This window comes from Microvirga soli, assembly GCF_016734765.1.
Taxonomy (GTDB): domain Bacteria; phylum Pseudomonadota; class Alphaproteobacteria; order Rhizobiales; family Beijerinckiaceae; genus Microvirga; species Microvirga soli.
This window is the reverse complement of sequence record NZ_JAERQE010000031.1, coordinates 36,587-63,573: the sequence shown is the minus strand read 5'-3', so window position 1 is coordinate 63,573 and position 26,987 is coordinate 36,587. Positions and strand designations below refer to the sequence as shown.

General features: G+C 63.7%; 29 protein-coding genes. 13 read left to right on the top strand and 16 right to left on the bottom strand.

All coding sequences use genetic code 11. The features are described from left to right. Positions 1-188: 188 nt before the first annotated feature. On the bottom strand, positions 189-581 hold the full coding sequence (locus tag JKL45_RS21260; RefSeq protein ID WP_312897007.1) for a phospholipase A2 family protein: 393 nt from the start codon (positions 579-581) through the stop codon (positions 189-191). 244 nt (positions 582-825) lie between these two features. On the opposite strand from JKL45_RS21260, the gene JKL45_RS21255 reads away from it, so the two are divergent. The 5 genes from JKL45_RS21255 (at position 826) to rpsD (ending at position 5,049) form a co-directional block, all read left to right on the top strand. After that, the gene (locus JKL45_RS21255; RefSeq protein ID WP_201863576.1) at positions 826-1,113 is read left to right on the top strand and encodes a hypothetical protein; all 288 of its coding nucleotides are present in this window, start codon (positions 826-828) and stop codon (positions 1,111-1,113) included. A gap of 152 nt (positions 1,114-1,265) precedes the next feature. Next, on the top strand, positions 1,266-2,000 hold the full coding sequence (locus tag JKL45_RS21250; protein ID WP_201863575.1) for an RNA methyltransferase: 735 nt from the start codon (positions 1,266-1,268) through the stop codon (positions 1,998-2,000). A gap of 64 nt (positions 2,001-2,064) precedes the next feature. Beyond that, entirely contained in the window at positions 2,065-3,267 is a 1,203-nt protein-coding gene (locus tag JKL45_RS21245; RefSeq protein ID WP_201863574.1) for a dienelactone hydrolase family protein, read from the top strand. 8 nt (positions 3,268-3,275) lie between these two features. Further along, complete coding sequence (gene murI, locus JKL45_RS21240) at positions 3,276-4,148, top strand: glutamate racemase (RefSeq protein ID WP_201863573.1); 873 nt, start codon at positions 3,276-3,278, stop codon at positions 4,146-4,148. A 283-nt stretch (positions 4,149-4,431) separates the two neighbouring features. Then, on the top strand, positions 4,432-5,049 hold the full coding sequence (gene rpsD, locus JKL45_RS21235) for a 30S ribosomal protein S4 (protein ID WP_190844018.1): 618 nt from the start codon (positions 4,432-4,434) through the stop codon (positions 5,047-5,049). 66 nt (positions 5,050-5,115) lie between these two features. Here rpsD and JKL45_RS21230 read toward each other — a convergent pair whose 3' ends face one another. The 5 genes from JKL45_RS21230 to rpe all read right to left on the bottom strand — a co-directional run bounded on the left by JKL45_RS21230 (position 5,116) and on the right by rpe (position 9,761). Continuing rightward, positions 5,116-5,787: a Spy/CpxP family protein refolding chaperone gene (locus JKL45_RS21230; protein ID WP_201863572.1), complete on the bottom strand. Its 672-nt coding sequence runs from the start codon at positions 5,785-5,787 to the stop codon at positions 5,116-5,118. A 26-nt stretch (positions 5,788-5,813) separates the two neighbouring features. Then, complete coding sequence (locus JKL45_RS21225) at positions 5,814-6,365, bottom strand: RBBP9/YdeN family alpha/beta hydrolase (RefSeq protein ID WP_201863571.1); 552 nt, start codon at positions 6,363-6,365, stop codon at positions 5,814-5,816. A 31-nt stretch (positions 6,366-6,396) separates the two neighbouring features. Beyond that, on the bottom strand, positions 6,397-7,647 hold the full coding sequence (locus JKL45_RS21220) for a cyclopropane fatty acid synthase (RefSeq protein WP_201863582.1): 1,251 nt from the start codon (positions 7,645-7,647) through the stop codon (positions 6,397-6,399). Positions 7,648-7,717: 70 nt separating this feature from the next. Then, the gene (gene purB / locus JKL45_RS21215; protein ID WP_201863570.1) at positions 7,718-9,031 is read right to left on the bottom strand and encodes an adenylosuccinate lyase; all 1,314 of its coding nucleotides are present in this window, start codon (positions 9,029-9,031) and stop codon (positions 7,718-7,720) included. Between the two features lie 58 nt (positions 9,032-9,089). After that, positions 9,090-9,761 (bottom strand): ribulose-phosphate 3-epimerase, encoded by a 672-nt coding sequence (rpe, locus tag JKL45_RS21210; RefSeq protein WP_201863569.1) that lies wholly within the window; start codon positions 9,759-9,761, stop codon positions 9,090-9,092. Positions 9,762-9,974: 213 nt separating this feature from the next. Between rpe and JKL45_RS21205 the strand changes: the two genes are divergently transcribed. Further along, positions 9,975-11,216, top strand: a complete 1,242-nt coding sequence (locus JKL45_RS21205; RefSeq protein ID WP_201863568.1) for an NAD(P)/FAD-dependent oxidoreductase — start codon at positions 9,975-9,977, stop codon at positions 11,214-11,216. A gap of 195 nt (positions 11,217-11,411) precedes the next feature. Then, the gene (locus JKL45_RS21200) at positions 11,412-12,473 is read left to right on the top strand and encodes a hypothetical protein (protein WP_201863567.1); all 1,062 of its coding nucleotides are present in this window, start codon (positions 11,412-11,414) and stop codon (positions 12,471-12,473) included. A 40-nt stretch (positions 12,474-12,513) separates the two neighbouring features. Here the strand turns inward: JKL45_RS21200 and JKL45_RS21195 are convergent, their stop codons facing one another. After that, positions 12,514-13,521, bottom strand: a complete 1,008-nt coding sequence (locus JKL45_RS21195) for a P1 family peptidase (RefSeq protein ID WP_201863566.1) — start codon at positions 13,519-13,521, stop codon at positions 12,514-12,516. A 96-nt stretch (positions 13,522-13,617) separates the two neighbouring features. Here JKL45_RS21195 and JKL45_RS21190 point away from each other — a divergent pair, with 96 nt between their 5' ends. Both JKL45_RS21190 and JKL45_RS21185 read left to right on the top strand, forming a co-directional pair. After that, positions 13,618-14,346, top strand: a complete 729-nt coding sequence (locus JKL45_RS21190; protein WP_201863565.1) for a cytochrome c biogenesis CcdA family protein — start codon at positions 13,618-13,620, stop codon at positions 14,344-14,346. Between the two features lie 72 nt (positions 14,347-14,418). Continuing rightward, positions 14,419-14,886, top strand: coding sequence for a DUF1203 domain-containing protein (locus JKL45_RS21185; RefSeq protein WP_201863564.1), 468 nt, complete (start codon positions 14,419-14,421; stop codon positions 14,884-14,886). 2 nt (positions 14,887-14,888) lie between these two features. Here JKL45_RS21185 and JKL45_RS21180 read toward each other — a convergent pair whose 3' ends face one another. From JKL45_RS21180 to JKL45_RS21150, 7 genes are all read right to left on the bottom strand, one after another. Next, on the bottom strand, positions 14,889-15,302 hold the full coding sequence (locus JKL45_RS21180) for an ACT domain-containing protein (protein ID WP_246498746.1): 414 nt from the start codon (positions 15,300-15,302) through the stop codon (positions 14,889-14,891). 60 nt (positions 15,303-15,362) lie between these two features. After that, positions 15,363-16,490: a branched-chain amino acid ABC transporter substrate-binding protein gene (locus JKL45_RS21175; RefSeq protein WP_201863563.1), complete on the bottom strand. Its 1,128-nt coding sequence runs from the start codon at positions 16,488-16,490 to the stop codon at positions 15,363-15,365. Between the two features lie 125 nt (positions 16,491-16,615). Beyond that, positions 16,616-16,978 (bottom strand): DUF6867 family protein, encoded by a 363-nt coding sequence (locus tag JKL45_RS21170; RefSeq protein ID WP_201863562.1) that lies wholly within the window; start codon positions 16,976-16,978, stop codon positions 16,616-16,618. Beyond that, positions 16,978-17,754, bottom strand: a complete 777-nt coding sequence (locus JKL45_RS21165) for an ABC transporter ATP-binding protein (RefSeq protein ID WP_201863561.1) — start codon at positions 17,752-17,754, stop codon at positions 16,978-16,980. Before JKL45_RS21165 ends, JKL45_RS21170 begins: the two co-directional genes overlap by 1 nt. After that, the gene (locus JKL45_RS21160; protein WP_201863560.1) at positions 17,751-18,593 is read right to left on the bottom strand and encodes an ABC transporter ATP-binding protein; all 843 of its coding nucleotides are present in this window, start codon (positions 18,591-18,593) and stop codon (positions 17,751-17,753) included. The genes JKL45_RS21165 and JKL45_RS21160 overlap by 4 nt, the downstream gene beginning before the upstream one ends. Next, positions 18,593-20,005, bottom strand: a complete 1,413-nt coding sequence (livM, locus tag JKL45_RS21155) for a high-affinity branched-chain amino acid ABC transporter permease LivM (RefSeq protein WP_201863559.1) — start codon at positions 20,003-20,005, stop codon at positions 18,593-18,595. The genes JKL45_RS21160 and livM overlap by 1 nt, the downstream gene beginning before the upstream one ends. Before the next feature lie 14 nt (positions 20,006-20,019). Continuing rightward, complete coding sequence (locus JKL45_RS21150) at positions 20,020-20,940, bottom strand: branched-chain amino acid ABC transporter permease (RefSeq protein WP_201863558.1); 921 nt, start codon at positions 20,938-20,940, stop codon at positions 20,020-20,022. Between the two features lie 298 nt (positions 20,941-21,238). Between JKL45_RS21150 and JKL45_RS21145 the strand changes: the two genes are divergently transcribed. Together JKL45_RS21145 and JKL45_RS21140 are read left to right on the top strand one after the other, a co-directional pair. Beyond that, positions 21,239-21,757: a flavin reductase family protein gene (locus tag JKL45_RS21145; protein ID WP_210345857.1), complete on the top strand. Its 519-nt coding sequence runs from the start codon at positions 21,239-21,241 to the stop codon at positions 21,755-21,757. Between the two features lie 664 nt (positions 21,758-22,421). Then, positions 22,422-24,260 carry a PAS domain-containing HWE histidine kinase family protein gene (locus tag JKL45_RS21140; protein ID WP_201863557.1) on the top strand — a complete coding sequence of 613 codons (1,839 nt, stop codon included), beginning with the start codon at positions 22,422-22,424 and terminating at the stop codon, positions 24,258-24,260. A gap of 173 nt (positions 24,261-24,433) precedes the next feature. On the opposite strand, the gene JKL45_RS21135 is transcribed toward JKL45_RS21140, so the two are convergent. Further along, complete coding sequence (locus JKL45_RS21135) at positions 24,434-25,282, bottom strand: formyltransferase family protein (RefSeq protein ID WP_201863556.1); 849 nt, start codon at positions 25,280-25,282, stop codon at positions 24,434-24,436. A gap of 206 nt (positions 25,283-25,488) precedes the next feature. On the opposite strand from JKL45_RS21135, the gene JKL45_RS21130 reads away from it, so the two are divergent. Together JKL45_RS21130 and JKL45_RS21125 are read left to right on the top strand one after the other, a co-directional pair. Further along, positions 25,489-25,758, top strand: coding sequence for an usg protein (locus tag JKL45_RS21130; RefSeq protein ID WP_201863555.1), 270 nt, complete (start codon positions 25,489-25,491; stop codon positions 25,756-25,758). Between the two features lie 70 nt (positions 25,759-25,828). Next, positions 25,829-26,425 (top strand): exopolysaccharide biosynthesis protein, encoded by a 597-nt coding sequence (locus tag JKL45_RS21125; protein ID WP_201863554.1) that lies wholly within the window; start codon positions 25,829-25,831, stop codon positions 26,423-26,425. Between the two features lie 42 nt (positions 26,426-26,467). Here JKL45_RS21125 and JKL45_RS21120 read toward each other — a convergent pair whose 3' ends face one another. After that, complete coding sequence (locus JKL45_RS21120) at positions 26,468-26,923, bottom strand: PRC-barrel domain-containing protein (RefSeq protein ID WP_201863553.1); 456 nt, start codon at positions 26,921-26,923, stop codon at positions 26,468-26,470. Positions 26,924-26,987 lie beyond the last annotated feature (64 nt).

Sequence of the window (26,987 nt, the reverse complement as noted above, 5' to 3'; positions counted from 1 at the left end):
GATGAACTGCCAAATGATGCGGGTCATCTCGTCGCCGTCGAGCTCGACGACCGGATTGGCAACCTTGATCTTCGCCATGATCTCACCTTGCGCTTGTAGGGCTGGAACGGTCCTGCCAAGGCGGCAGGAGGGTTGCCGGGGCTATAGCGCGGTTGAGGCCAGGGGGGAAGGTGGGGGCTGCAAAGGATTCAGCCCTGTCCCGCCTGGCGCGGCATTTTCCGGGTCTCGGTGCAGATCGCCGCGCTGAAGAGCGAATTCACGGTGGCGGCCTTGCTGCGGATCGCCTCCGGGATTTTTGGGCTTTTGACCAGGGTCGCGGTCGCCTTGAGCAGAGCCTTGTCGCATTGGCAGTCACCCCGGCCGACCCGCTCGTAGCAGAGATCGTGAGCCCGGCAGGCGGCGTCCAGCGCATCGACCGGGGTGGCCCGGTTCAGGTCGCCCGCACCGCACCAGTTGCCATGAAACAGGGGAGTGGGGGCTATGCCTGACGATCCGGCCGCCAGAGGTGCCGCTGCCGTCTGGCTCGTGGGCCAGAGGACCAGGCACATCAGGATTCCCGCAAGGGGACGCAAACGCGGCACTTCGCAAACTCCAAGCCGATTTAATCGTGATGATTTAACGTGATTGATGCAGGAAATAAGACACATCTGTGGGTTCAAGTTCCCGAACGAAGACAATTCACCACATCGCGTGTGCTGCCGCACGGAAAGCTAAGCTTAACCGTAGTTCAGATCATCCCGTTCCGGCCGCTTCCTCAGGGGCATGAGGCGCAAAGCCAAAACCACGGCGCTGTCGGAGACATGGTTCAACATCAAGGGAGCTGACATGCGTCTTGCATTTATTCTCGGAGCGACGGCCTTGGTTCTGGCCGGCTGCCAGACGACCGAACAATCCATGAGCAATGCCGAATCCGTCTGCCGGGAGACCGGCCTCAAACCCGGCACGGCCACCTACACCCGCTGCGTGAACGCGGGCTACCGGAACAACGTTGCCCAGTCGAACGCCGCCGCCAACCAGGCTGCGGCTGGCGCGGCGGTGGGCGTCGTCGGCGGTGCCGTGCTCGGCGCCGCGGTGGCCCGCCCCCATTACTACTGCGGCTGGGGCTGCTGGTAAGCTTTTCAGCCCGTGTGGGAAGCGCCTCCCTGACGCAAGTCGGGGAGGCTTTTCTTTATCGGAGGTTGGCTGCGCCTCCCCGCCTAGGCGGGGAGGCGCCTTTGGCTGTATGGGAGAGCATCCGACCTCCATTTGCTTGTCTCGAACATCCCATGACCCGACCGATCATCATCCTCGTGGAGCCGCAGCTTGCCGAAAACATCGGCATGGTGGCCCGGGCCATGGCCAATTTCGGATTGTCGGAACTGCGCCTCGTCTCGCCGCGCAATGGCTGGCCCAAGAAGGGCGCTCATTCGGCGGCGTCCGGCGCGACCCATGTTCTGGAAGGCGCCAGACTCTACGACACGGCGCGTGACGCCATCGCCGATCTCAACTTCGTCTTCGCCACCACAGCCCGCGAACGCGGGCAGATGAAGCGGGTCTTCGCGCCGGACGCCGCCATGAAGGAGGCGCAGCAGCGGGTGGGGACAGGGCAGGGCGTAGGCATCCTGTTCGGGCGCGAGCGCACGGGGCTCGAGAACGACGAGGTGTCGCTGGCGGACGCCATCATCACCTTCCCGGTCGATCCGAAATTCTCCTCGCTCAACCTGGCGCAGGCGGTCCTTCTCGTCTCTTACGAGTGGTACAAGCTCGCCAGCGGCGGCGCGCTGCCTTTCGAGGGCGGCAGAATCTCTCCGCCGGCCACCCGGGAATCGGTGACGTCCTTCTTCGACTACATCGAAGCCGAACTCGACGCGGTGAACTTCTACCCGGAAGACAAGAAGCCGATCATGACGCGCAACATGCGCGACATCTTCCACCGCCTCGCCATGACCGAGCAGGAGGTGCGCACCCTGCGTGGGGCGATTCGTGCCCTTGCGGAAGGGCGCAGGTTGAGAAAACCTTAATCAAATCGTGGCTTTATTACGCCCGGGCTCTATCTGCCCGAGTGTACAAGAGTTCGAGACGACGATGCGCCGCTTCCTGCTGCCTGTTCTGGTCCTTGGCGTCTCCCTGGCAGCCCCCTGGGCGCAGGCGGCAACCCCGCCGAAGCAGCCCGAGCAGGGGCCGGGCGGGCGCGACTACAAGGTGACCGACGTCGTCAAGCGTGGAATCGGCACCGCAAGCGCCGGAACCTTCGTATTCCATGGAAGCGATACCCCTGAAAGGCCGCGTCCTGTCGTGATCTTCCTTCATTCATGGGGGGCGGTGAACCCGGGGCTCTACGGCGGCTGGATCGAGCATCTGGCCCGCAAAGGGCATCTCGTGCTGTTCCCGCGCTTTCAGGACGTGAACCGCTCGCGTCCCGCTGATGCCACCGACCTGGCCGAGACCCTGATCGAAGCCGCCCTGGCGGAACTCGCCAACGATCCGAATGCCAAGCCGGACCGGGAGAGGGTTGCTCTCATCGGCCATTCGGCGGGCGTGCCGATCGCGTTCAACCTCGCGGCCGGTGCGGGCTCGGGCAAGGTGCCTGCGCCGAGGCTGATCTTCGGCCTGATGGCAGGCGGGATCGCGTCCAACGAGAAGGAGCGCGGCATTCTCCTGCGGGATCTCTCGACCATCGACCCGCAGACCATGATCATCACCATGAGCGGCGACCGGGATTACCTACCGGCCGACCGCGCCTCGCGGCTCATCCTTCAGCAGGCGAGCGCCGTGCCGGCTAATCGCAAGCTCTTCATGCGCGCCGCCTCCGACGACCACGGCTTCCCGGCCATTACCGCAACGCTTGCCTCGCCAGGCTCGCCCAAGGCGGATTACGATGTGGCCGCCATCAAGCTCCCGCCCGATCCTCCGCGCGATCCGAAGCAAAAGAACACCTGGCGCTGGAGCGCCGACATGGCCCTCTCCGGTCCGCAGACCATCCTGACCCAGCAGCTTGGCAACAACGGCACCGACACCATCGATTACCTCGCCTACTGGAAGACCTTCGACATCGCCGTCGAGGCGGCGTTTGCCGGCAAGGATGCCGCCGCTCTCACGCGCGATCCGAAATTCGTCGACATGGGCACCTGGAGCGACGGCTGGCCCGTGCGGCGTCTCTCGGCGCAGGTGCCCAAGGCCGAGGGTCAGGAGAAGAAGGAAGAGCCGGGGCCTCGCCGCAAGCTGAACATGACGCCTCCTGAAACCAAGCAGGGATTGTCGGACTTCATCAACCAGTTGCGTTCGTAAGGTGTGTCATGCGTGTCGATCTTCTGGCAGGGGCGACCTATAATCCTGCCGTCATGCCGTCTCCCGTTCCCACCATTCTTGTGTTCGATTCTGGCCTCGGCGGCCTCACCGTCTTCTCCGAGGTCCTGAAGGCCCGCCCGGACGCCCGCTACGTCTATGCGGCGGACGATGCCGGCTTTCCCTACGGGCGTTTGAGCGAGGCGGTGCTGGCGGAGCGGGTCGTCAGCGTCATGGAGCGGCTGATTGCCCTCCACGATCCGGATCTCGTGGTGGTGGCCTGCAACACGGCGTCTACAATCGTGCTGCCGCATCTGCGCGAGCGCTTCTCCATTCCCTTCGTGGGCACCGTCCCGGCCATCAAGCCGGCCGCTCAGATCACGCAGACGGGCTACGTCACGGTGCTCGCCACCCCTGGCACCGTGGTGCGGGACTATACCCGCGATCTCATCGAAACCTACGCGGCAGGCTGCCGGGTCAATCTCGTGGGATCCCGCCGTCTCGCAGGGATCGCCGAGGCGGAGATGGCCGGGGAACCTGTCTCCGATGAGGAGTTGCTGGTCGAGCTGCAGCCCTGCTTCGTCGCAGACGAGGGCGGGCGCACCGACGTGGTGGCGCTCGCCTGCACCCATTATCCGCTGCTCCTGCCGCGCTTCCAGGCCCTCGCGCCCTGGCCGGTCACCTGGATCGATCCGGCTCCCGCCATCGCCCGCCGGGTGACGCAGCTGATCGGGCAGCCGGTGCCCGGCCATGAAGCGGATGAGAACGAGACCGTGGCCGTGTTCACCAGCGGCGCCGGGATCAGCCCCGCGCTGCGGGGAGCCTTGCAGGACAAGGGGCTGCCGGTGGTGGCCATCGAGGACATGCCGCTGCTGGTGGGGTGACCCTGGCTGTCATCCCGGACGAAGCGCAGCGTAGATCCGGGATCGGGTGCAGAATAGGGCGCTACTCTCGTCAAGCGATCCCCGGTTCTGCTCCGCAGCCCCGGGATGACCGTGGGTGATTGACTTTCCCACCTTTTCCGCCTAAACCCCACCCGTTCGCGCGGTCCTTAACGGGGCCGCGTAACTTTTTACGCTCCCGTGGCCCGGCTCCGGTCGGCCTGTCGTCCTGAAAAGGAAGAGGAGGGCGCGTTCCTCGCAAATTCGACAACAAAGAGGAACAGCGATGTCGAAGCGCATTCAGGCCAAGCACAAGCTTGACCGCCGTATGGGTCAGAATATCTGGGGCCGCCCGAAGAGCCCTGTGAACCGCCGCGAATACGGCCCCGGCCAGCACGGCCAGCGCCGCAAGGGCAAGATGTCTGACTTCGGCACGCAGCTGCGCGCCAAGCAGAAGCTCAAGGGCTACTACGCCAACATCACCGAGAAGCAGTTCCGCCGCTACTACGCGGAGGCGATCCGCCAGAAGGGCGACTCCGGTGAGAACCTGGTCGGCCTGCTCGAGCGCCGTCTCGACGCGGTCGTGTACCGCGCCAAGTTCGTCGCGACTCCCTTCGCCGCCCGTCAGTTCGTCAACCATGGTCACGTGAAGGTCAACGGCCGCCGCGTGAACATCCCGAGCTTCCTCGTGAAGGCGGGTGACGTGATCGAGGTCAAGGACAAGTCGAAGCAGCTCGAAGTCGTCGTGGTGGCGAGCCAGCTCGCCGAGCGCGACGTGCCCGACTACATCGAGGTCGATCACTCCAAGATGACGGCCCGCGTGACGCGCATCCCGACCCTGTCGGAAGTGCCGTACCCGGTCCAGATGGAACCGAACCTCGTGATCGAGTTCTATTCGCGCTAATAGCTGCGAGGACTACCAACACTATGAAAAGGCCGCCCAGTGGGCGGCCTTTTTGCTTGTGCAGGCTTACTGCTGAACCGGTGCGCGCGGGCCGCCGTGGTGCATCCCGCCGCGGCCATGCTCCATCATGCCCACGCGGTGATGGTCGCCGCGTCCGCGGCGTCCGCCGCGCTCGTGCCAGCGTGGGCCGTCATTGTCGACGGCCTCGCGCAGGAGGCGGGGCGCAACCCGCTTCTGGTCCTCGGTCAGCGTATCCCAGAGGGGGCGAAGAGCCGCGGTCACGGCCGTCGAGCGCTGGGCCCGTTCCGTCAATATGGCGCTGCGCTGCTCGAGGCGCTGCATGAAGTCCATGGAGCGGCGCTCGTCGCGGTCGGGACGCTCCTGCATGCGGGAGAACCGCTCGGTGGCAGATGTGCGGACGGCGCTCTCCACCGGTGCCCAGAGGCGCTCCTGATCGGCGTTCAGCTTCAGGCCGGCCTTGATGGAGGCGATGCGGGCATCGACGAGGCGGTTGAAGTCATCCTGGCTCAGGCGAGGACGGCGCTCCTGCCGGGACTGATCCTGGGAGGCTGCCGGTGCATCCGGGGCAGGCGCTGGCTGCGCCATGGCATAGGTGCCGGAGCCGGCCAGCAGGGCTGCAAGCGCGAAGGTGGCGATCTTCTTCATGCGGAAATCCTCCGTGGTGACGATAAGGACAAGATTGCTCCTGCCCTGTTCACCCCGAGGTGACTGCCGCATGAACTTTTCGTCATGTGAGAAGAGCCTTAGAGGCGCTTCAAAAACCCCGCAAAGCGCATCAGCCCCTCGGGCCAGGGGCCGTGGCCGCTCTCCGTGTTGAGGTGGCCGGCATCGCCTGCATCGACCACTGCCGCGCCCCAGGAATAGGCGATGTCTTCCGCCTTGGCATAGTCGCAATGCGGGTCGGTACGGCTGGCGACCAGAACCGACGGAAACGGGAAGGGATCGCGCGGAATCGGCGCGAAGGCGCGGTCGATGGCCGGGATGAAGTCGGGCCGCTCCACGTCCGGCACGCTGACCAGGAAGGCGCCCTGGACCTTGCCTCTCTGCAGGAGCGGGGCCGCATGGGCGATGGCCAGCACACCGAGACTGTGGCCGACCAGCACGACTGGCTTCTCGGCGCGCTTGACGTCCTGGGCGATGCGCTCGACCCAGGCGTCCTTGTCGGGAGCGTCCCAGTTCTCCTGCTCGACCCGCCACGCGGTCGAGAGCTGGCGCTCCCATCGGCTCTGCCAATGGTCTTCGCCGGAATTCGTGTAGCCAGGAACGATAAGGATGTCGCAATCGGAGGTTTTCATGCTCCCGAGATAAAGGCCACCCCAGCGCCGTTCAAGCACTCCGCTTCAACTCCATGTTCTCGGCCTCCTTCAGGGCGGCCTCCCGCTCGGCGATGTAGTCGCGGGTGAGCGGCACCACATCGTTGCGGCGGGCGAACTGGACCTGGAATACCACCGCGTCCTGCCAGCGGAAGGCAGACTCGGACATGGCGAGATAGCATTCCCACATCCGGCAGAAGCGCTCGTCGTAGAGCCTCAAGACCTCATCGCGATGGGCCAGGAAGCGCTCGCGCCAGGCCTGCAGGGTATAGGCGTAATGCAGGCGCAGGATCTCGATGTCGGTCACGATCAGGCCGGCTCGTTCAATGGCGGGCATCATCTCAGACAGCACAGGCAGGTGGCCGCCCGGGAAGATGTACTTCGCGATCCAGGGGTTGGTGGGGTAGGGCGCGCCGGACCGTCCGATGGTGTGGAGGAGCATCACGCCATCCTTCTTCAACAGGTTGCGGCAGGCCAGAAAGTACTCGTCATAGGATGGCGGCCCCACATGCTCGAACATGCCTACCGAGACGATGCGGTCGAAGCTGCCGGTCGTGGAGCGGTAATCCTCAAGCTCGAAACGGACGCGGTCGAGCAGGCCCGCTCCCGCCGCCCGCCGGCGCGAGGCTTCGAGTTGCTCCTTGGAGAGCGTGATGCCTTTGACTGCGCCGGCGCCTGCCACCTGCGCCAAGTAAAGCGCCATGCCGCCCCAGCCGGAGCCGATATCGAGCACGTTGTGACCCTGGTCCACCAGCAGCTTGGCCGCGATATGCCGCTTCTTGGCCAGCTGAGCTTCCTCCAAGCTGGCATCGGGACGGTCGAAATAAGCGCAGGAATATTGGCGGTCGCTGTCGAGGAAGAGGGCGTAGAGGCGGCCGTCGAGATCGTAATGGTGGGCGACGTTGAGTTTCGCCTTCGCCGCGTCGTTCTCGGCCCGGCGCATCATCCAGTGCCGTATCCTGCGCAGGCGCTTCAGGGGCAACTCGTCCAACTGGCCGTGCGTAGCCTGAAGGAGGAGCTGGAACAGATCGAGGATCGTGCCCTGCTCGATGACGAGGCGCCCATCCGTGAACAGCTCGCCGAGCTTCAATTCGGGGTGCAGGCACAAAGCCATTTGGGCGGCCGTATCCGTGAATCGGACTGCGACCTTCGGGCTGCTGCCGTCGCCGAAGGTGAATTCTCTGCCTTCGGCGGTTGTCATCGTCAGGCTGCCGTGCTTCACGGCGCGCGTGAAAGCGGCGGCAAGGATCTTCTCCGACAGCATGGTAATCCCCGTGCCGTTGATCTCCTGCACGGGGATTGTCGCTCGTTAAGGAAAAATGTCCAGCTAGGAGCTATGCAGCGCCGGCACCGAAGACCCGCGTGAAGATCGTATCCACATGCTTGAAGTGGTAGCCGAGGTCGAAGCAGGTCTCGATCTCTTCCGGGGACAGGTACTTCGTCACGTCGGCATCGTTCTTCAGGAGGTTGAGGAAGTCGCCTTCGCCGCGCCAGACCGGCATGGCGTTGCGCTGGACGAGCCGGTAGGCGTCCTCGCGGGAGGCGCCCTTCTGGGTCAGGGCCAGCAGGACCCGCTGTGAATGGACGAGGCCGCCGAGACGGTCCAGGTTCTTCTGCATGTTCTCCGGATAGACCACGAGCTTGTCGATCACGTTGGTCAGCCGCGCCAGGGCGAAGTCCAGGGTCACGGTGGCGTCCGGCCCGATCATGCGCTCGACGGAGGAGTGGGAGATGTCCCGCTCATGCCAGAGCGCCACGTTCTCCATCGCCGGCATTGCATAGGCGCGCACCATGCGGGCAAGCCCCGTCAGGTTCTCGGTGAGCACCGGGTTGCGCTTGTGCGGCATGGCGGACGAGCCCTTCTGGCCGGCCGAGAAGAACTCCTCGGCCTCCAGAACCTCGCTGCGCTGCAGGTGGCGCACTTCCGTGGCCAGCCGCTCGATGGACGAGGCGATGACGCCGAGCGTGGCAAAATACATGGCGTGCCGGTCGCGGGGGATGACCTGGGTCGAGACCGGCTCGACGGACAAGCCCATCTGCTCGGCCACGTATTCCTCGACCCTCGGATCGATGTTCGCGAAGGTGCCGACGGCGCCAGAAATCGCGCAGGTGGCAATCTCCCGCTGCGCCTCGATGAGCCGGACCTTGCAGCGCTCGAACTCGGCATAGGCCTGGGCGAGCTTGAGGCCGAAGGTGGTGGGCTCGGCATGAATGCCATGCGAGCGGCCGATAGTCGGCGTCATCTTGTGCTCGAGGGCACGGCGCTTGATGGCGGCGAGCAACTCGTCCATGTCGCGCAGCAGAATGTCGGTCGCGCGGGCAAGCTGCACGTTGAAGGTGGTGTCGAGCACGTCGGACGAGGTCATGCCCTGGTGGACGAAGCGGGCCTCGGGGCCGACGATCTCGGAGAGATGGGTCAGGAACGCGATGACGTCATGCTTGACCTCGCGCTCGATGGCGTCGATCCGCTCCACGTCGAAGGTGGCCTTGGAGCCCTTCTCCCAGACCGTCTCCGCCGCCGCCTTCGGCACGACGCCGAGATTGGCCAGCGCCGTCGTGGCATGGGCCTCGATCTCGAACCAGATGCGGAACTTGGTTTCCGGCGACCAGATGGCCACCATCTCGGGACGGCTGTAACGGGGGATCATGGCTGTTCACTTCCACGCGGGGGATATGCCCGCGCGGTAGCACGATCACCCCGCGATCTCAACGCGCCTTTGCCGCCGCCTCGCGAATGGCCGCCATGTTGGCGGCGTAAGCCGATGGGCCGCCCTTGAAGGTGGCGGAGCCGGCGACCAGCGCGTTGGCGCCGGCGGCGGCAACCAGCGGGGCTGTTTCGGCCGTCACGCCGCCATCGATCTCGATGTCGATGTCCCGGTCGCCGATCATGGCCTTGATCCGGCGGGTCTTGTCGCAGACCGAACCGATGAAGGCCTGGCCGCCGAAGCCGGGATTGACGGTCATGAGCAGGACGAGGTCGATCATGTCGAGCACCGGCTCGATGGCGGATTCGTGGGTGCCGGGATTGAGCACTACGCCGGCCTTCTTGCCCAGCGCCCGGATGGTCTGGAGCGAGCGGTGCAAGTGAGGGCCGGCCTCCGCGTGGATGCTGATGATGTCCGCACCCGCCTTGGCAAAAGCCTCCAGATACGGATCGACCGGCGCGATCATCAGATGCACGTCGAAGATCTTCTGGGTGTGAGGGCGAAGCGCCTTCACCACGTCGGGCCCGATGGTGATGTTGGGCACGAAGTGGCCGTCCATCACGTCGATGTGGATCCAGTCGGCGCCGGCGGCGTCGACGGCGCGGATTTCCTCGCCGAGCTTGGAGAAGTCGGAGGCCAGGATCGAGGGTGCGATGAGCAGGGGGCGTGTCATGGCCGCGCCGTTACCACGAGCCTGCCGCCGCGGCAACGGGACGTTGGTGCTCAAAGGATGAACCAATCGAATACCACTCACCTGGGGAGAGGTCGGTTTGCCGCAGGAAATCCGTGGACGGCCCCGATCCAAGGGGAGTAAAGATGGCTTCGTTTGAACGATACGAGCGCGCCTTTCTTGCCTGAGGGGCGGCTGAAATGGGGCAGGGCCTTCATGCGTAAGGATGTGGTTGTTCTCGGGGCCGGGATCGTCGGCGTATCCATTGCCGTGCACCTGCAGAAGCGCGGACGATCGGTCCTGCTGGTCGACAAGCGCAAGCCCGGCGAGGAAACCTCCTTCGGCAATGCCGGCCTGATCCAGCGCGAAGGCGTCTACCCTTACGGCTTCCCGCACGATTTCGGCGCGCTCCTGCGCTATGCGCTGAACAACACCATCGACGCGCATTATCACTGGTCTGCCATCCCGAAGCTTGCGCCCTTCCTGTGGCAGTATTGGATGCATTCGCGCCCCGCCCAGCACAAGGCGATTGCCCGGATGTACGCGCCCCTGATCGAGCGCAGCGTCACCGAGCACATGGCACTGGCCGAGGAATCAGGCTCCACGCCCCTGATCCGCCCCACCGGCTGGATGAAGGTTTTCCGCGACGAGAAGAGCCGCGACGAGCAGTTCCGGGACGCGGAGCAGGTCAAGCGCGACTTCGGCGTCAACTTCGATGCCCTCGATACCAGGGGCGTGGCCGAGCGTGAGCCGCACCTCAAAGTGGAGACCAAGGGCGGCATTCACTGGACCGACCCGGCCTCCGTGTCGGATCCCCACCTGCTGACCATGGGCTATGTCGGCTTGTTCGAGCGCCTTGGCGGCGAGTTGGCCGCAGGCGATGCCAGGACCCTGGAGGAAACCCCGACGGGCTGGCGCGTCCAGACCGAGAAGGGCCCCGTGGAGGCTGGCGCCGTCGTGGTGGCGCTCGGTGCCTGGGCCGACGTGGTCACGACAAAGCTCGGCTACAGCCTGCCGCTCGCGGTCAAGCGCGGCTACCACATGCATTACAAGCCGCAGGGCAATGCGGTGCTCAACCGGCCGACCCTCGACTTCGACCGGGGCTATTTCCTCGCGCCCATGTCGAAAGGCATCCGGCTCACGACCGGGGCGGAATTCGCCCACCGCGATGCGCCCAAGACGCCGGTGCAGCTCGGTCGCGCCGAGCCGATCGCCAAGGAGTTCTTCCCTCTCGGCGAACGGGTGGATCCAGAGCCGTGGATGGGCATGCGCCCCTGCACGCCGGACATGATGCCGATCATCGGCCCGGCGCCGAAGCACAAGAACCTCTGGTTCGGCTTCGGCCACGCCCATCACGGCCTCACCCTCGGGCCCGTCACGGGCCGGCTCCTCGCCGAGATGATCACGGGCGAGCAGACGGTGGTCGATCCGAAGCCCTATCGGGCTGACAGGTTTTAGCCGCTTACCCTTTTGGCCGTTCCCCGGCGTGTTTCTCACAAGACAGTTGTCCTATCCATTTGAAGGGGGAAACTGCTTGAATGAGAGACCGGACCCTTTATGATCCGGTCCAACGTTACGGGGGAGCGGATGCTAGGGGACGACCGGTCGCTGATCAGCGACATCTATGAAGCTGCGGTCATTCCTGAGAGATGGATGCAGGTTCTGGAGCAGATCTCCAGCTTTGCGGGGGCCGATGGAAGCTCCATGACTACCGTGTTAGGTGAAGGAGCCAGATCCTGGCTCGCCTCTGGCCGTTGTCGCTCGGTCTTGGGCGATTGGTATGCGGAAGGCTGGCATCTGCAGAACACTTGGGCTGAACGGGCCAGCCAGAGGCCGCGCCTTCAATTTATCAGCGAAACGGATATCTTCTCGCCCGACGAAATCGAGACCATCCCGATGTATCGAGACTTCATCCGTCCACGGGGTGGCGGGTGGTCTGCCGGGGCTCTTATGCAGGTCCCAAATGGCGGGGTTGTTTCCTTTCGTTTCGAGCGTCCCTACAGTGATGGCCCCATGGACCAGGAGTTAAGGACCAGACTGAATCTGCTCCGACCGCATTTGGCACGTTCAGCTTTCCTGCTCTCAAACCTCGGGTTGCGTCAGGCGCGCTCGACGGTGTCTGCTCTGCAATTCATGGAGATTCCGGCAGCCGTTGTGACCCGAAACGGCAGGCTTCTTGCTTGCAATTCGGCTATGGAGTCGCGGCTGACCCAGATCAATATAAGAGCTGGTGACAAGATTGCCTTCACTGACCAGACCGCACAGCAGGGTTTGAGCGAGAGCCTTGAACGGATCACGGCCGGTTTGTTCGACCAGTTGCGCGGACCCATCGCATTGCCGGCGACGGAGCAGCACGAGGCGGCGGTCGCCTATCTGCTTCCGATGCGCGGAGCCGCCCAGGATCTGTTCAGTTGCGAGACGACGCTTCTCTTGATCCAGCCTGCTCGTTCGGAGAACAGGCTCATGGACGTGGTACGGACCCGGTTCTTCATCGATGCTGGCGAGGCCCAAGGCTGGGCGCGGTTGGTGGCAGCTGCATACCCGCGGCTGGCCGCTGCCCTGCTGAGCTCGACAGAAAATATCCAGGCCATTCTGGACGGGATGCTCGGCAGAACCCGGAGTGGCCAGGAAGCTCGCATCGCGAGCCTCCTGTGGCGGCTTAGCGATGATCCTGAGTACCGCCTGAACGCAGCAGCTCCGGTGCTGCTGCACTAGCGATGATACGAAGACGCGGGTCTGTTTTTCGCCCTATGCTCTAACCTCTGGCATTCCCAAACAGGTCGCGCCAAGCCGGCTGCGAGCCGGGATAGGGCAGGGCTGTCGCTTCATAGATACCGCGCGCAATCGCCCGGGTCAGGCAGTCGGCAGCTAAGGCCGTGATTTCCGTGAACTCCGCTGCCTCGTTCCCGAGCGGTTTGCGGCCGGTGGCGGCCGCGAAGATCGTGTCGCCGTCGAACAGGGCGTGGGAGAAGCGCAAGGCCCGTGCGAGGCCGGCATGGGACGCGATGGCAAGGCGCTTGGCCTGGGCCTTCGTCAGCACTGCGTCGGTGGCGACTAGCGCGATGGTGGTGGCCGGCTGGGGTCCGCCTTTCCAGACGAGCGAACGCATCTCGGCGCTGACCTGTGAGGGAAGCCCCAGCCCGCCGAACTCATCGCCGTGCTCATGAGCGCCGGCCCAGAAATGCGGACCATCGCCGATCACCGCAGAGGCGACGGCGTTCACGATCACGAGCGCGCCGACCGTGTGACCTGACGATGTTGTCGCGCTCGTCGAGCCAAGCCCGCCCTTCAGGTTGGCCGTGGTAGCGCCATAGCCGCCGCCCGCGGTGCCGAGCGCGAACTCGAGCCCGGCCTGTTCCGCCGCCTGAAATCCGAGCTCGCGATAAGGCGGGTACCGGCCCCAATCCTTGTTGCCGCCGTTGATGAGATCGAAGCAGGAGGCTTGGCTCACGATGGGGACGAGAGCCTCCCGGACCGCAAACCCGACTCCCTGTTCCCGGAGATAGGCCTGAACCCCGCTCGCCGCATCGAGGCCGAAGGCCGAGCCGCCGGAGAGGACGATGCCGTGGATGCTGGGCACCATCTTGTCGGGATCGAGCAGGTCGGTTTCGCGGGTGGCGGGCGCCCCGCCCATGGCAAAGCAGGAGGCTACCGCCGGCTCGTCGAAGAGCGCCACCGTGACGCCGGAGCCGAGGGCCGCGTCGTGGGCATTGCCGATGCGAAGGCCAACGACGTCGGTGATGAGATTGCGGGCTTGGGACATGGCGTCAGCAAACCGCAAACCGGATCCCATCACAAGCTGGCGAAGCGGCGTTTCACCGGCTTTCTAAGCAGGGGCCAAAAGGATAGAAGGCTGGTCATGCTCAGCGTTTCCTTTCCGGCCGCGGCGCTTGGCGGCCTCATCAGTTTTTTGAGTCCCTGCGTGCTGCCCCTGGTGCCGCCTTACCTGTCGTTTCTCGCCGGCACCACCTTCGATCAGCTGAGCGCGGGCGACGACCGCGCCGTGCGGAGGAGGGCGGTCCTAGCGGCGCTCCTGTTCGTGGCAGGCTTCTCGACCGTGTTCGTGCTGCTCGGCGCCACGGCCTCGGCTCTTGGTCAGGTGATCCGGCAATACCTCGATATCCTCAGCACCGTGGCGGGCATCGCGATCATCGTCATGGGGCTGCACTTTCTTGGGCTGTTCCGCATTGGCCTGTTCTACCGCGAGGCGCGGTTCAGCGTGGATAAGCCGGTTGGAATCTGGGGTGCTTATCTCATGGGCCTAGCCTTCGCCTTTGGCTGGACCCCCTGCATCGGTCCGGTGCTGGCGGCGATTCTCACCGTCGCAGGCTCGGAGGACAGCGTCTCTCACGGAGCCCTGCTGCTCGCCGCCTATTCGGCCGGCCTCGGCATTCCGTTCCTGCTCGCCGCCTTCGCCATGAAGCCCTTCGTGGCTCTTCTCAAGCGCGTGCGCTCCCGCTTCGTGCTGATCGAGAAGACCATGGGCGTCCTCCTCGTCCTGACCGGTATCGCATTCCTGACCGGCTGGATCACCAACATGTCGTTCTGGCTTCTGGAGACGTTTCCGGCGCTCGGGCGTCTTGGATAAGGTTTCGCAGGAATCGGGTCGCTGACCTTTGGCGGCCTTGTCATGCTGGCGATCTCACACAGGAGATCACCTATGACGTTTCATATCCGCGGCCTCGATGCCGAATCCTTCGCAAAGCTGTTCCGGCTCGATGAGGCTTCCCTCAAGGCTCTCGGAGCCAAGCGGGTCGTTGCCGATGCCTCCGACATGTATCCCTGCCGGGTTGCTCTGAAGCGCGTCGAAGAGGGCGAGGAGCTTCTGCTGCTCAACCACGCCCACCAGACGAATCCGGGTTCTCCCTACCGCTCCGCCGGACCGATCTTCGTCAGCCGCTCCGCAAAGACCGGAAGCTACCAGGGCGAGCTGCCGCCGATGCTGCGGGATCGGCTTCTGTCCCTGCGCGCCTACGATGCCAATGCCTGCATCGTGGATGCAGAGGTGGGCGAAGGAGAGGATGTGGTGAGCCTGATCGAGCGGTTCCTCGCCAACCCGGAGGTGGCGCATGTGGATGCACACTTTGCCCGGCGGGGGTGCTTCGCGGCGCGGATCGAGCGGGCCTGACGTCAGGCGTCGATCCGGTGCGCTGCCGCCCGCAGGGCATCCGCCGCGCGCTCTGCGTCCTGCTCCTTCACCAGCACGTAATCGGTGCTGAAGGTCGAGGTGGCGAAGATGCCGATGCCGGCCTTGGCAAGGGGTTCGAGCACGGAGGCGAGAATCCCCGGCACGCTGAAATCGAAGTTCTGCATGATCCGAAAGCACCGCCAGCCCGCATCGATTTCCGCTCCGGATGGCGCTTGGTTGAGAGGGCACACCAGGGTGGTTTCTTCCACGGCCTGCACCAACAGCGAGAAGGCTCCCGGCTCAGGGGAGCTGACGGGGGTGCCGGCCGGGAGGCGGCAGACGGCGTAAGGCTCGGGAAGCAGGGAGAGGGTAAGTGTGGGCACGATCCAGACCATCTGAAGATAAGAAGCATTCATGAGAAAACCCGCCCTGTTGCCAGGGCGGGTTTCTGATCGTTCGGCTTTCAGGCCGATCGATTACATGCCGAGCTCGTTGCCCGAGTAGTCGATCTTGCCGTCAGCGCCCTTCTTCCAGACGTACATGACGTAGTCCGGACGGGTGATGTCGCCCTTCTTGTCGAAGGTGATGTCGCCGATGACGGTCTTGAAGGGCTTGCCGGCCTTCATGGCGTCCGCGACCTTCTTGCCATCGGTGCTGTTCGCCTGCTTCGCAGCCTCGGCCAGGATCTGGGCCGCGGCGTAGGAGTACAGGGTGTAGGCTTCCGGCTCGAAGTTCTTGGCCTTGAACTTGGCCACGGCGTCCTTCGCGTTCGGGTTCTTGCGCGGGTCCGGCGAGAAGGTCATCAGGGTGCCTTCGGCGCCCGGGCCGGCGATCGAGGTGAACTCGGCCGACACGATGCCGTCGCCCGACATCATCGGAGCCTGGAGGCCCTGGTCGCGCATCTGGCGGATGATGAGACCGGCTTCCGTGTGGAGGCCACCGAAGTAGACCACGTCCACGCCAGCCTGCTTCAGCTTCGACACGAGCGCGGAGTAGTCCTTCTCGCCCGGGTTGACGCCTTCATACACGACTTCCTTCAGACCCTTGGAGTTCATGGTCTTCTGGGTCTCGTCGGCAAGGCCCTTTCCGTAGGGGGTCTTGTCGTGGATGACCGCAACCTTCTTGCCCTTGAACTTGTCGGCGAGGTAGCTGCCGGCAACGAGGCCCTGCTGGTCGTCGCGGCCGCAGGTGCGGAAGGTGTTCCACAGGCCACGGTCGGTGAAGGTCGGGTTGGTGGAGGCAGGCGAAACCATAACGATTCCGGCTTCCTCATAGACCTGCGAGGCCGGGATCGACACGCCGGAGTTGAAGTGGCCGACGACCATCTTCACGCCTTCGGCCGCGAACTTGTTGGCCACCGACACGCCTTGCTTGGGATCGGACACGTCGTCGCCGACAACGAGCTGCAGCTTCTGGCCATTGATGCCGCCAGCGGCATTGATGTCTTCGACAGCCTGCTCGACGCCGTTCTTCAGCTGGGCGCCGAAAGCCGCGTTCGGGCCGGTAACAGGGCCAGCAACGCCGATCTTGATCTGGGCGCTGGCAGCGCTGGAGAAGGCGAGGCCAAGACCAAGCGCCACGCCGGTCAACAGCAATTTCTTCATGAGGTCACTCCTCTGGGTGGTTTTATAGGCCCCTCTTCCTCGTGGGGCCGGTTTGACGGGAGACCCGCCATCCGGATGCCATCATGCTTGTTTTTAAGCGGATGTCACCTGGGAATCTTTTTAGCTTAGCCCTTGGTAGCAGACGCCTTTTCCCGCCAGGAAAACGGGCCGGCTCGCTCGTAGAGCCAGCGGTACTGCGTGGTCATCATCCGGGCCCGGCGATACTGGAAACCGAGTGCCCCGATGATCAGCAGGACGATCGTGTCGACGGCATAGTAGTGGATCGACAGCAGGGTTCCCTCGAACAGGGCGAAGTGGATGAAGCGGACTGCTGCCCCCAGGATGAATAGGTAGAGGATCAGGGTCCAGAAGGGCCGCCAGGTGAGCGCGATGGCCCGGCCGGTCATCCAGGCGGCCCAGCCGCCCATGATCACGGTGATGAGAAGGAAGAGCCAGAACGACGGCTCTTCGTAGAGGATGCCCTGCATCAGTGATGCCCTCCTTCGAGATAGGCCGCTTTGACCTGCGGATCGTCGAGCAGCTCCTTGCCGGTACCGCTCATGGTGATGTTGCCCGTCACCATCACGTAACCGCGATGAGCCAGCTTGAGGGCATGATAGGCGTTCTGCTCCACGAGGAAGACCGTCATGCCGTCCTTCTCGTTCAGTTCTTTGATGATCTGGAAGATCTGCTTCACGATCAGGGGCGCGAGCCCGAGGGAAGGCTCGTCCAGGAGGAGGAGCTTCGGGCGGCTCATGAGCGCCCGGGCGATGGCCAGCATCTGCTGCTCGCCGCCGGACAGGGTGCCGCCGCGCTGCTGCAGGCGCTCCTTCAGGCGCGGGAACAGGGTGCAGACCCGCTCGAGATCCTGGTCGAAATAGGCCATCCCGTTCATGGATGCGCCCATCTGCAGGTTCTCGTAGACCGTCATGCGCGGGAAGATGCGCCGCCCTTCCGGGGACTGGGCGATCGACATGCGGGCGATCTCGTGGGTGGGCATCTTGGTGATGTCGCGCCCCGCATAGGTGATCGTGCCCTCGCGGGCCCGCGGGTTGCCGAAGATCGTCATCATCAGGGTCGACTTGCCGGCGCCGTTGGCGCCGATCAGCGTGACGATCTCGCCCTCGTTGACATCCATGTCCACGCCCTTGAGGGCGATGATGTTGCCGTAATAGGTCTTCACGCCGCGCACGCTGAGAAGCGGCTGGCGGGCCGTGGAAGCCTGGGGATTCTGCATCGCGATGTTTGCTCCGGCGGTGCTCATAGGCCGATCTCCGCTTCGACCTTCTCGACCTCGTCGTCGGCCACGCCGAGATAGGCGGCGATGACCTTGGGATCGTTCCTGACCTCGACGGGCAGGCCGTCCGAGATCTTGGTGCCGTAATCCAGCACGACCACGTGATCGGAGATTTCCATAACCACCGACATGTCGTGCTCGATCAGGAGGATGGAGGTGCCCTGTTCGTCGCGGATCGACAGCAGGAGCTGGTTCAGCTCCAGGGATTCGCGCGGGTTCAGGCCAGCCGCCGGCTCGTCAAGGCAGAGCAGGAGCGGATCCGTGCACATGGCGCGGGCGATTTCCAGACGGCGCTGATCGCCGTAGGGGAGGTCGCCGGCCGGCTCGTCGGCCCGGTGGATCAGACGGGTCTTCTCCAGCCAGAACTTGGCCTTCTCGATGGCCTCCTTCTCGGCCTTGCGATAGCCGCCGATGCCGAGCACGCCCAAGAAGGTGAAGCCCGAGGCGATCATCAGCGGGTTGTGCTGAGCCACCAGCAGGTTCTCGAGCAGGGTCATGCCGGAGAACAGGCGGATGTTCTGGAAGGTGCGGGCAACCTTGCCCTTCCAGTTGATGTCGAAGCCCGGCAGCCGCTCCAGCAGGAGGTGCGAGCCGTCCGGCTTGCGCAGGGCGATCATGCCCTCGGTCGGCTTGTAGAAGCCGGTGATGCAGTTGAAGACCGTGGTCTTGCCGGCTCCGTTCGGGCCGATGAGCGCGGTGATTTCGCCGCGCCCGGCCTTGAATGAGAGATCGTTGACGGCCACGAGGCCGCCGAAGCGCATCGTGAGATGCTGTACGTCGAGGATGGGATCCTGCAGCCAGCGCATTAGCCGTGTCCTTCCTTCACGAGCGAGCCCGAGATGGCTTTGCGCTCTTTCAAGATCACCGAGGGTTCACGTTCCGAGATCAGGCCGCGCGGACGCCAGACCATCATCGCCACCATGCCGGCACCGAAGAGCAGCAGGCGGTATTCGTTCGGGTCGAAGCCCGTGCCGAAGACGGATTGGAGGAAGGTGAGATTGCGCAGAACCTCGGGGCCGCCGACCAGGACGATGGCCGCGATGGCCACGCCGATCTGGGACCCCATGCCGCCCATGACCACGATGGCCAGGATGATCGCCGATTCCAGGAAGTTGAAGCTTTCCGGCGAGACGAAACCCTGGCGGACCGCGAAGAACGATCCGGCAAAGCCACCGAACATCGCCCCGATGGCGAAGGCCGTCAGCTTGGTGTTCGTGGTGTTGATGCCGAGTGACCGGCACGCGATCTCGTCCTCACGCAGGGCTTCCCAGGCACGCCCCACGGGCAGCTTGCGCAGCCGCATTGTGACGAAGTTGGTCAGGAGAGCCAGCGCCAGGATGAGGTAATACAGGAAAATCATCCTGTGCATACCGTTGAACTCAAGACCGAACGTGGCTGCGAACCCGTCTTCCCCCGCCGTGAAAGGTATTCCGAAGAAGGTCGCGCGCGGGATCGACGAGATGCCGGCGCCGCCGTTGGTTAGGTCCACCCAGTTGATGAGCACGAGGCGGATGATCTCGCCGAAGGCCAGCGTCACGATGGCCAGATAGTCGCCGCGCAGGCGCAGCACCGGGAAGCCGAGGATCATGCCCCAGAAGGCGGCCAGGATGCCGGCGAGCGGCAGGCAGATCCAGAACGACAGCCCAAACGTGGTCGAGAGCAGGGCGTAGGAATAGGCGCCGACCGCATAGAAGGCGACGTAGCCCAGGTCGAGAAGGCCCGCGAGGCCCACCACGATGTTCAGGCCCCAGCCGAGCATCACGTAGGTGAGGATCAGAATGCCCAGATCGACCCAGTAGCGCGACTCGTTGAGGCCGCCCTGGATCAGGTAGATCAGGACCGGAAATGTAAGCGCGACGCCGAGGAAGAACGGAACCCCGAAGCGGGAGGCCTTCTGGAAGGCACTAGGGCCGGCATCGACCAGCTCGGTTGCCTGCCGTGGGCTAGGGGTCGCCTTGGCATAGGCCTTCGAGGCCGTGAAGGCATGCAGCACCAGGCGCAGGCCGAACACGATGGCGCAGACGATGGCGACCAAGCCCCAGCGCGACGTCAGGAAGAGGTCGGCGCCGCTCTGGTTCGTCTTGTAGGACAGGATCGGGATGGAAAGACCCAGGGTGATCAGCGCAGCCTTCAGGGCATCCTTGAAGGCTGCGGCCAGATCGAAGTTTCTCGATACTGTATTGGTCTGGGCCGTTGTGGTGATGGAAGGAGCGTTCATGACATTCAGGCTCCTTAAACCTTCTCGACCTCAGGCCGCCCGAGAATGCCGGAGGGCATGAAGATCAACACGATGGCGAGGATCGAGAACGCGGCCACGTCCTTGTACTCGATCGAGAAATAGGCCGACCAGAAGGTCTCGATGAGGCCGATGATCAGGCCGCCCAGGACCGCGCCGGGGAGCGAGCCGATGCCGCCCAGGACCGCGGCCGTGAAGGCTTTCACGCCCGGCACGAAGCCGTCGCTGAAGCTCACGACGCCATAATACAGGAGATACATGGTGCCGGCGACCGACGCGAGCGCAGCGCCGATCACGAAGGTGAGCGAGATCGTCCGGTCCACGTTGATGCCGAGCAGGGCGGCCATCTTGCGGTCCTGCTCGCAGGCGCGCTGGGCACGGCCCAAGGATGTCTTCTGGACGACATACCAGAAGATCGTCAGCAGCACCGCCGTGACCACCATGATGATGATCTGCTTGTAGGACAGGGCGACGTTGTAGCCGCTTGCGCCCTGGAACAGGACGATCACGTCCCCGACCATCGGAGGCGTCGGCTTGTTGCGCGCGCCCTGGGCGACCTGAACGAAGTTGGACAGGAAGATCGAGACGCCGATGGCCGAGATCAGCGGCGCCAGGCGGAACGAGCCACGCAGGGGCCGGTAGGCGATCCGCTCGACGGTCCAGCCCCACAGGGAGGTGAGGACCATGGCGATGATCAGCACGAAGAACAGTGCCAGCACCACCGATGAGATCCCGAGCCATGTGGTCAGGATCAGGAAGAAGATGAGCGAGATGAACGCTGATAGCATGAAGACGTCGCCGTGGGCGAAGTTCACCATGCCGATGATGCCGAAGACCATCGTGTAGCCGATGGCGATGAGGCCGTAGATCGACCCTAGAGTCAGCCCATTGATGAGCTGCTGCACAAAAATTTCCATGTCCTACCCTTGCCCCTCTGGAATGGGGTCATTCTTGGGAAACGATGCAGGAAAGCACGATGCGTGTGCATCGCCAAGCCTGACGTAAGGTGCGGGTGTCTCTAGCAAAATGATTTTCATTCCACAATGTACTGTTAAGATTCCTATCAGCCAAAGTGATGGAAATCGTGCCGGAGACTGCCTGAACGTGCAGCATGGCGCCCAAACGCTGGCCGCTTCCCTTGCTGGAGCGGAAGAACCATATGGCTTCTACGGCCTTGTGCTCAGCCTGAAAGAGTGGAAGAGGCTTGCTTGGATCATGATCTTGAAGACACAAGCCTCTCCACACCCCATTTCCGGCTCGGACGCCCTTCTCTTTCGGGAGGGCATGAGCCGGGTCGCCGGTGCCGTCCATGTGGTCACGACAGATGGAGCCGCCGGTCGCGGGGGCTTCACGGCCACGGCCGTTACGCCCGTGACCGACAGCCCGGCCTCGCTCCTGGTCTGCGTCAACACGGGCTCCCGGTCCGCTCAGGCTCTGCTGTTGAACAGGGTCTTCTGCGTGAACACCCTGGCGGGCGCCGATGTGGAACTGGCGGACATCTTCGCCGGTCGCGCCGGCTTACAGGGGGCGGAACGCTTCAGCAGGGGGGAATGGGACATCCTGAAGACGGGCTCGCCCGCCCTTATGACGAGCCTCGTGTCCTTCGATTGCCGGATCAGCGATGCCAGGGTGGTTGCCACCCATCACGTGATCATCGGCGATATCGTCTCCATCAGGCTCGGAGAGCCGAAGTCGCCTCTGGTCTATCAGGGGCGGCACTATCACGAATTGTGAGATTTGCAGGGAGGATGGAAGGGCCTCACGCCCTATCGTCAACCCGGCCAAAAGAGAGGGCCAGCCTGCCGAGATTGAGCGAGGTGGCCCTCAGTTGTGAAGACTGTAGGTGAACAGTACCTCCAAAGAATTAACTCCAAAGGGCGTCCGTGGGTTCAACCTGCAGGCGTATTTTTTGGATGATGAATGAAGAAAAAGCCCTTCACGAGGGGGAGCGTGAAGGGCTTTTGAGGGTCTCGAAGACCTTGGGGGCAGTGGCCTTCGTGAGGGGCTAATGCCCTTACGTCATCTTGGTTCCGCAAAATCTCAATTCTCAGAAACCCACGAAGCTAGAAACGATGGGCGAGTCTAGCAGCCGACGTCTTCCGGCATATGCCGCCCAAGCCGACGCGATCCTATGCATCCCTTGAACCGGAGCCTTCGGGGATTATGTCCCTCTGTCACATTGCAACGAAAGTCCGCAGAGCCACGAGCAAGGGATGCCGAGCAACTGGAACATAACTGATCCGGCCACGAGCACAGGATCCTGCGGGTTGGCGTATCGAACGGTCCCTCAATGAGCGATGGCCTGCTGGAAGGATCATCGTCCCTGTCGTCAAAATCGGAAGATGTCAGAACTTCAGGGGTAACCGGAACCTCCCCTTGGCTGCAGGGCGGGGGCGAAATGGGGCAGCGCATCCGGCTTCATGATTGGTCGACGACCTTGCTCAGTCCTCTGCCGTCATGGCCTCAGAGTCTTCGCACCATTGCCGGTCTCATGGTCGGTTCCCGGCAACCAACTTTCGTTGTCTGGGGCGCCGATCTCATCATGCTCTACAACGACAGCTTTGCGCCGATCCTCGGCTCCAGGCATCCGGCGGCGCTCGGCAGACCTTTCCATGAAGTATGGCCGGAGTCGTGGGAGAGGTATCGCTCAGACATCGCGGCGGCTTTGTCGGGTGAGGGGCGGGATGCCATCGAGCATTCAGCTTCCTCAGACAGGCGACTGGACTGGGTAATCGGCGGATTCATCTTTTCCTGGACGTCTGTCAGAGACGATACGGGCAAGATTGCCGGGCTCTACTGCACTGGGAGCGAGGCAACCAGCCATGCTCCCATGGAGGAGCGGCTCAGGCAGGTTCAGGAAGCGGCCCGGATCGGCAGCTTCGAATTCGATCGCAGAACCGGTCAAGCCTTTGCGTCACCGGAATACTTGGAACTGTACGGACTGCCTGACAATCAATCCGGCACATTCTCGTATCAGGAATGGATCGGCCTCGTGCACCCTGATGACCGGGGATGGATTGAAGCCGAAACACACAAAGCGGTCGTCGATCCCATCTGTCACCATCTCGAATACGATTTTCGGATTACCCGCGCCGATACCGGTGAGATGCGTTGGCTCACGGCGCGCACCAAACTGATCCGGGAGGCTGACGGGCGCTTCATTCGCTCGCTCGGAGCACAATGGGATATCACCGCCGAGAAGGATGCCGAGGTGGCTCTGCGCGCAAGCGAGGAGCGCTATCGGTCGTTCATCACCCGCAGTTCCGAAGGGATCTGGCTCCTCGAGCTTACGCCTCCGCTCGACACGAGCTTGCCAGTGGAGGAGCAGATCGAGCAGGCCTACCGCAACGGTCGTTTCGTTGATTGCAACGATGCCATGGCGCGCATGTACGGGCTCAGCCGGGCTGAGGATCTGATCGGCAAGACCCTTGAGTTTCCGCTGCCTTCATCGGACCCGGAAGCCAGAGCCTACCTGGCGGGCATCGTCAGCTCCGGCTACAACCTCAGCGGGGTTGAATCCGTCGAGCAGGATGCAGCCGGTCATCCAAAGTATTTCGACAACAGCATCATCGCGATCATCGAAGATGGCTGGCTAAAGCGGCTCTGGGGCATCCAGCGCGACATCACCGATCGCAGGAGAGCCGAGGAGCAGCGCACGCTTCTGATCCACGAGCTGAACCACCGGGTGAAGAACACCTTGGCGACGGTGCAGTCGATTGCCGCTCAGACGCTTCGCAATGCCGGTTCGGCACAGGAGGCCAGGGAGGCTCTCGAAGGGCGCCTGATGGCTCTAGCGCGTGCCCACGACGTCCTGACAACGGAGAGCTGGGAAGGGGCCGAACTCAAGGACATCGTCGCTCAGGCTCTGGAGCCCTACAGAGCCTTAGGCGAGGATCGGCTCACGATGAAAGGGCCTGAGCTTCGCTTGTCGCCGCGCATCGCCCTGGCCCTGTCCATGGCGCTCCAGGAGCTGACCACGAACGCCGTGAAGCACGGGGCTCTCTCGAACGCGACCGGGAGGGTCGATATTGCCTGGGACATCTCACAGGCGCAAACCGGCCCCTGCCTCCATCTGCGCTGGCAGGAGAGCGGCGGGCCGCCGGTCCAGCCCCCCACACGTCGGGGCTTCGGCACGCGCCTCATCGAACGCAGCCTCGCGCGCGAGCTCAACGGCGACGTCCAGATCAGGTTCAATCCTGAAGGGGTCCTGTGCACCGTGGATGCTCCGCTCGATTAAAGCGGTCACGGTGAAGCGACGACCGTACGACCGGATTGGAACCATCCGGTGCAGAACGCCTTTGACCCGCACGTGGTTTACAAAGGTGATACGATGCTCAGGCTCCTTCGCAATCTCTTCGTCCTCCGTCAGGCCTGGAAGATGATCAAGCGCCGTCGCTGAGAGGCTGGCCTCTATCCCTGCCTCGCGGAGCCCGGCGCATAGGGGCTCCATCCGCCGATCTGCACGAACCCGTCGCGGACGGCGACCACCATGTGCTTGCGGTGGCGATGGACGAGGGTGCCGGGCCGGTAGCGGTGCGGCTCCTCCCAGCCTGAGGCCTCCCACACATAGACGTAGCGGGAATCGATCTGGGCAAAGGCTTCGATGGACCCGAAGGCGCGGATGGTGCGCAGCACGTCCTGTACATTGCCATTCCAGGAAACGGTTCTCTGCGCCTGCGTGACTCTGGGCCAGTAGGTGCCCGGCCCCTGCGGCCTGGCATCTGCCCAGAGACGCGGCAGGTCTGAAGCGAGCTCCGCCGCGAGCTCCTTCGCGGCCATCTGGCACTTGGACAGCAGGGTGTCGTGGGATTCCGCGCCGCTCAAGGCAAAGTGCTTCTGGGCCACGATGGCCCCGGTGTCGAAGGCAGGCTCGAGCGTGTGGACCGTCATTCCCCATTCGGACAAACCGTCGAGGATGGCCTGGAACAGCGGGTAAGGCCCTCGCCCCGTGGGGAGAGGCGAGGGGTGAAAGTTGATGGCATAGGGGATATGCCGCTCCCAGCCAGTGATCAGCCAAGGATAGCCCGCAACCACCAGGGCCTCGCAGCCCATGGCTTTGAGGCCCGCGAGATCGGCAGGGAGAATGCGCGACATCTGCACGGCCAAGCGCAGCGAGCGGGCGCGGGCGAGCGTCACATCGTTGAAGTCGTAGATGCTGTCGCAAGGCCGGCTGAACAGCTTGACCGGCTCCCAGCCCTTGGCAAGGAACGTCTCGAAAACATCTCCCAGAAAATCGATTCCCGCGAAGGCGAAGCGCATTCCCGGTGGTCTCCTTTTCACGATGCTTCCGTTCAGACTCTGTCCCGAGCAATCAACGCAAGATCGCGTGGATGTGCAAGCCCATTCGCTTGCGGGAACTTCAAAGTACACTCAAGATTTAGCCTTGAGCATAGGGCAGGAGACCGCCTGCGCTTTCCGGCGGATTCCTGTCGACAAGGCTCGTTCGGGCTTGAGAAGGAGTTCGCATGGTCTCAAAAGATTTCATCCGCCAGATGGAAGGCTACGGGCTTACGACCGCCAAGATCCTGTATCGCATGCCGGATCACCCGACCTTCCTTCAGACCTATGTCTGGCAGGAATACGATCTGGCTCCAAGGTTTCCCGTTCTCATCGACTTCCTCGACTTCTGGAAGCGGGAGCTCGCAGGGCCGCTGCACTCAGTCACGGTCACCCATGCGCAACTGATCCGTCCCGCCGAGTTCCGGGCGGTTCAGGGGGAGATCAACATTCATTGATACGCCTTGGCCCCGGACGTTAAGTCAGGTAGAGAGGCGCCCTGAGCACCCCCGAACCTGTCAGGGCTTCTTGTTTTCCAACGCGCGCACGTCCCAGATTCTGCTCGCCCTCGCATCCCAGCCGGGCGAGCGCTTGACCGTGCGTGAAATCATGGCCGTGCTCCAGGACAGGGCCTTCGCGCTCCTGATCGTCCTGCTCGGCCTGCCCAACTGCCTTCCGATGCCGCCGCCGATCCCCCTGGTCTGCGGCCTGCTGCTGGCGCTCGTCGCCGTTCAGATCGTTTTCGGCCGCGAGGCGCCCTGGCTGCCGCGCCAGCTCATGAACCGTTCCATGGCCCGCACGGACGTGGAGCGGGCGGTCGGACGCGCGATCCCGGTGTTTCGCCGGCTCGAGCGCATTTCCCGGCCGCGCATGACCTTCCTGGACACGCCGCTCGCCATGCGCCTCATGGGCGCGGTCGTTCTGGTTCTGTCGCTGGGTCTTCTCTTCGCGCCGCCCTTCGTCGGGCAGATCCCGCTGGGGCTTGCCGTGTGCCTCGTCGGCCTGGGCCTCGTCGAGCGGGATGGCTTCGTCGTCGTGGGCGGGCTCCTGATCGGCTCCATCGGCCTAACCCTGAGCCTCGGCTTCGTCTACGCGATCTTCACCGGGATCGGAACGCTCATCTAAAGGCCTGCGGCCACCGAGGGGTGACCGCAGGTTCTTGATGGCTTAGTCGTTATCGTCGTCGAACTCGGGAGCCGCCTTGAGCTGATCGACAGGCATGGTCACGACGATGCGCATGTCGTCGCTGCTGCGGGTCGTGGTCTTTCCGGAGCCCTGAACGGAGCCGGTGGTTGCCGCATCCGGGGCGCTCATCTGGATTGCGCTTAAGGGCAAGGCCACAGTGCGGTCGCCGAGGCCCTTATCCACCTCGATCACGACAGCCACGACCTTGCCGCTGCGGTCGAGCACCAGATCTTCCACGTCGCCGATATCCTTGTTGTCGGCACCGACCACATCCTCATCCATGATCTTGGAGGCAAGCATTTGGCCGGCTTCGAGGCGCGTCATGAAGTTCACGCCGGCCGGGGGTGTAGCGGACGGCTGGGCCGGGGTGGTCTGGGCCATGGCGGCCGAAGCCAGGAGGGTGGAACCGAGCAGACCGGCGGTCAGCAGCTTTTTCATGATTATCTCCCATGAGTGTTGTTCGTGGGGATGTAACGCGGCCGGGAGGCGTTGGTTCTGCCGT

Excerpts from the sequence above, each read along its gene's own strand:
- JKL45_RS21255 (WP_201863576.1), top strand. The coding sequence starts at position 826 with ATGCGTCTTGCATTTATTCTCGGAGCGACGGCCTTGGTTCTGGCCGGC.
- JKL45_RS21250 (WP_201863575.1), top strand. The coding sequence starts at position 1,266 with ATGACCCGACCGATCATCATCCTCGTGGAGCCGCAGCTTGCCGAAAAC.
- JKL45_RS21245 (WP_201863574.1), top strand. The coding sequence starts at position 2,065 with ATGCGCCGCTTCCTGCTGCCTGTTCTGGTCCTTGGCGTCTCCCTGGCA.
- murI (WP_201863573.1), top strand. The coding sequence starts at position 3,276 with ATGCGTGTCGATCTTCTGGCAGGGGCGACCTATAATCCTGCCGTCATG.
- rpsD (WP_190844018.1), top strand. The coding sequence starts at position 4,432 with ATGTCGAAGCGCATTCAGGCCAAGCACAAGCTTGACCGCCGTATGGGT.
- JKL45_RS21230 (WP_201863572.1), bottom strand. The coding sequence starts at position 5,787 with ATGCGGCAGTCACCTCGGGGTGAACAGGGCAGGAGCAATCTTGTCCTT.
- JKL45_RS21225 (WP_201863571.1), bottom strand. The coding sequence starts at position 6,365 with ATGAAAACCTCCGATTGCGACATCCTTATCGTTCCTGGCTACACGAAT.
- JKL45_RS21220 (WP_201863582.1), bottom strand. The coding sequence starts at position 7,647 with ATGCTGTCGGAGAAGATCCTTGCCGCCGCTTTCACGCGCGCCGTGAAG.
- purB (WP_201863570.1), bottom strand. The coding sequence starts at position 9,031 with ATGATCCCCCGTTACAGCCGTCCCGAGATGGTGGCCATCTGGTCGCCG.
- rpe (WP_201863569.1), bottom strand. The coding sequence starts at position 9,761 with ATGACACGCCCCCTGCTCATCGCACCCTCGATCCTGGCCTCCGACTTC.
- JKL45_RS21205 (WP_201863568.1), top strand. The coding sequence starts at position 9,975 with ATGCGTAAGGATGTGGTTGTTCTCGGGGCCGGGATCGTCGGCGTATCC.
- JKL45_RS21200 (WP_201863567.1), top strand. The coding sequence starts at position 11,412 with ATGCAGGTTCTGGAGCAGATCTCCAGCTTTGCGGGGGCCGATGGAAGC.
- JKL45_RS21195 (WP_201863566.1), bottom strand. The coding sequence starts at position 13,521 with ATGTCCCAAGCCCGCAATCTCATCACCGACGTCGTTGGCCTTCGCATC.
- JKL45_RS21190 (WP_201863565.1), top strand. The coding sequence starts at position 13,618 with ATGCTCAGCGTTTCCTTTCCGGCCGCGGCGCTTGGCGGCCTCATCAGT.
- JKL45_RS21185 (WP_201863564.1), top strand. The coding sequence starts at position 14,419 with ATGACGTTTCATATCCGCGGCCTCGATGCCGAATCCTTCGCAAAGCTG.
- JKL45_RS21180 (WP_246498746.1), bottom strand. The coding sequence starts at position 15,302 with ATGAATGCTTCTTATCTTCAGATGGTCTGGATCGTGCCCACACTTACC.
- JKL45_RS21175 (WP_201863563.1), bottom strand. The coding sequence starts at position 16,490 with ATGAAGAAATTGCTGTTGACCGGCGTGGCGCTTGGTCTTGGCCTCGCC.
- JKL45_RS21170 (WP_201863562.1), bottom strand. The coding sequence starts at position 16,978 with ATGCAGGGCATCCTCTACGAAGAGCCGTCGTTCTGGCTCTTCCTTCTC.
- JKL45_RS21165 (WP_201863561.1), bottom strand. The coding sequence starts at position 17,754 with ATGAGCACCGCCGGAGCAAACATCGCGATGCAGAATCCCCAGGCTTCC.
- JKL45_RS21160 (WP_201863560.1), bottom strand. The coding sequence starts at position 18,593 with ATGCGCTGGCTGCAGGATCCCATCCTCGACGTACAGCATCTCACGATG.
- livM (WP_201863559.1), bottom strand. The coding sequence starts at position 20,005 with ATGAACGCTCCTTCCATCACCACAACGGCCCAGACCAATACAGTATCG.
- JKL45_RS21150 (WP_201863558.1), bottom strand. The coding sequence starts at position 20,940 with ATGGAAATTTTTGTGCAGCAGCTCATCAATGGGCTGACTCTAGGGTCG.
- JKL45_RS21145 (WP_210345857.1), top strand. The coding sequence starts at position 21,239 with ATGATCTTGAAGACACAAGCCTCTCCACACCCCATTTCCGGCTCGGAC.
- JKL45_RS21140 (WP_201863557.1), top strand. The coding sequence starts at position 22,422 with ATGGGGCAGCGCATCCGGCTTCATGATTGGTCGACGACCTTGCTCAGT.
- JKL45_RS21135 (WP_201863556.1), bottom strand. The coding sequence starts at position 25,282 with ATGCGCTTCGCCTTCGCGGGAATCGATTTTCTGGGAGATGTTTTCGAG.
- JKL45_RS21130 (WP_201863555.1), top strand. The coding sequence starts at position 25,489 with ATGGTCTCAAAAGATTTCATCCGCCAGATGGAAGGCTACGGGCTTACG.
- JKL45_RS21120 (WP_201863553.1), bottom strand. The coding sequence starts at position 26,923 with ATGAAAAAGCTGCTGACCGCCGGTCTGCTCGGTTCCACCCTCCTGGCT.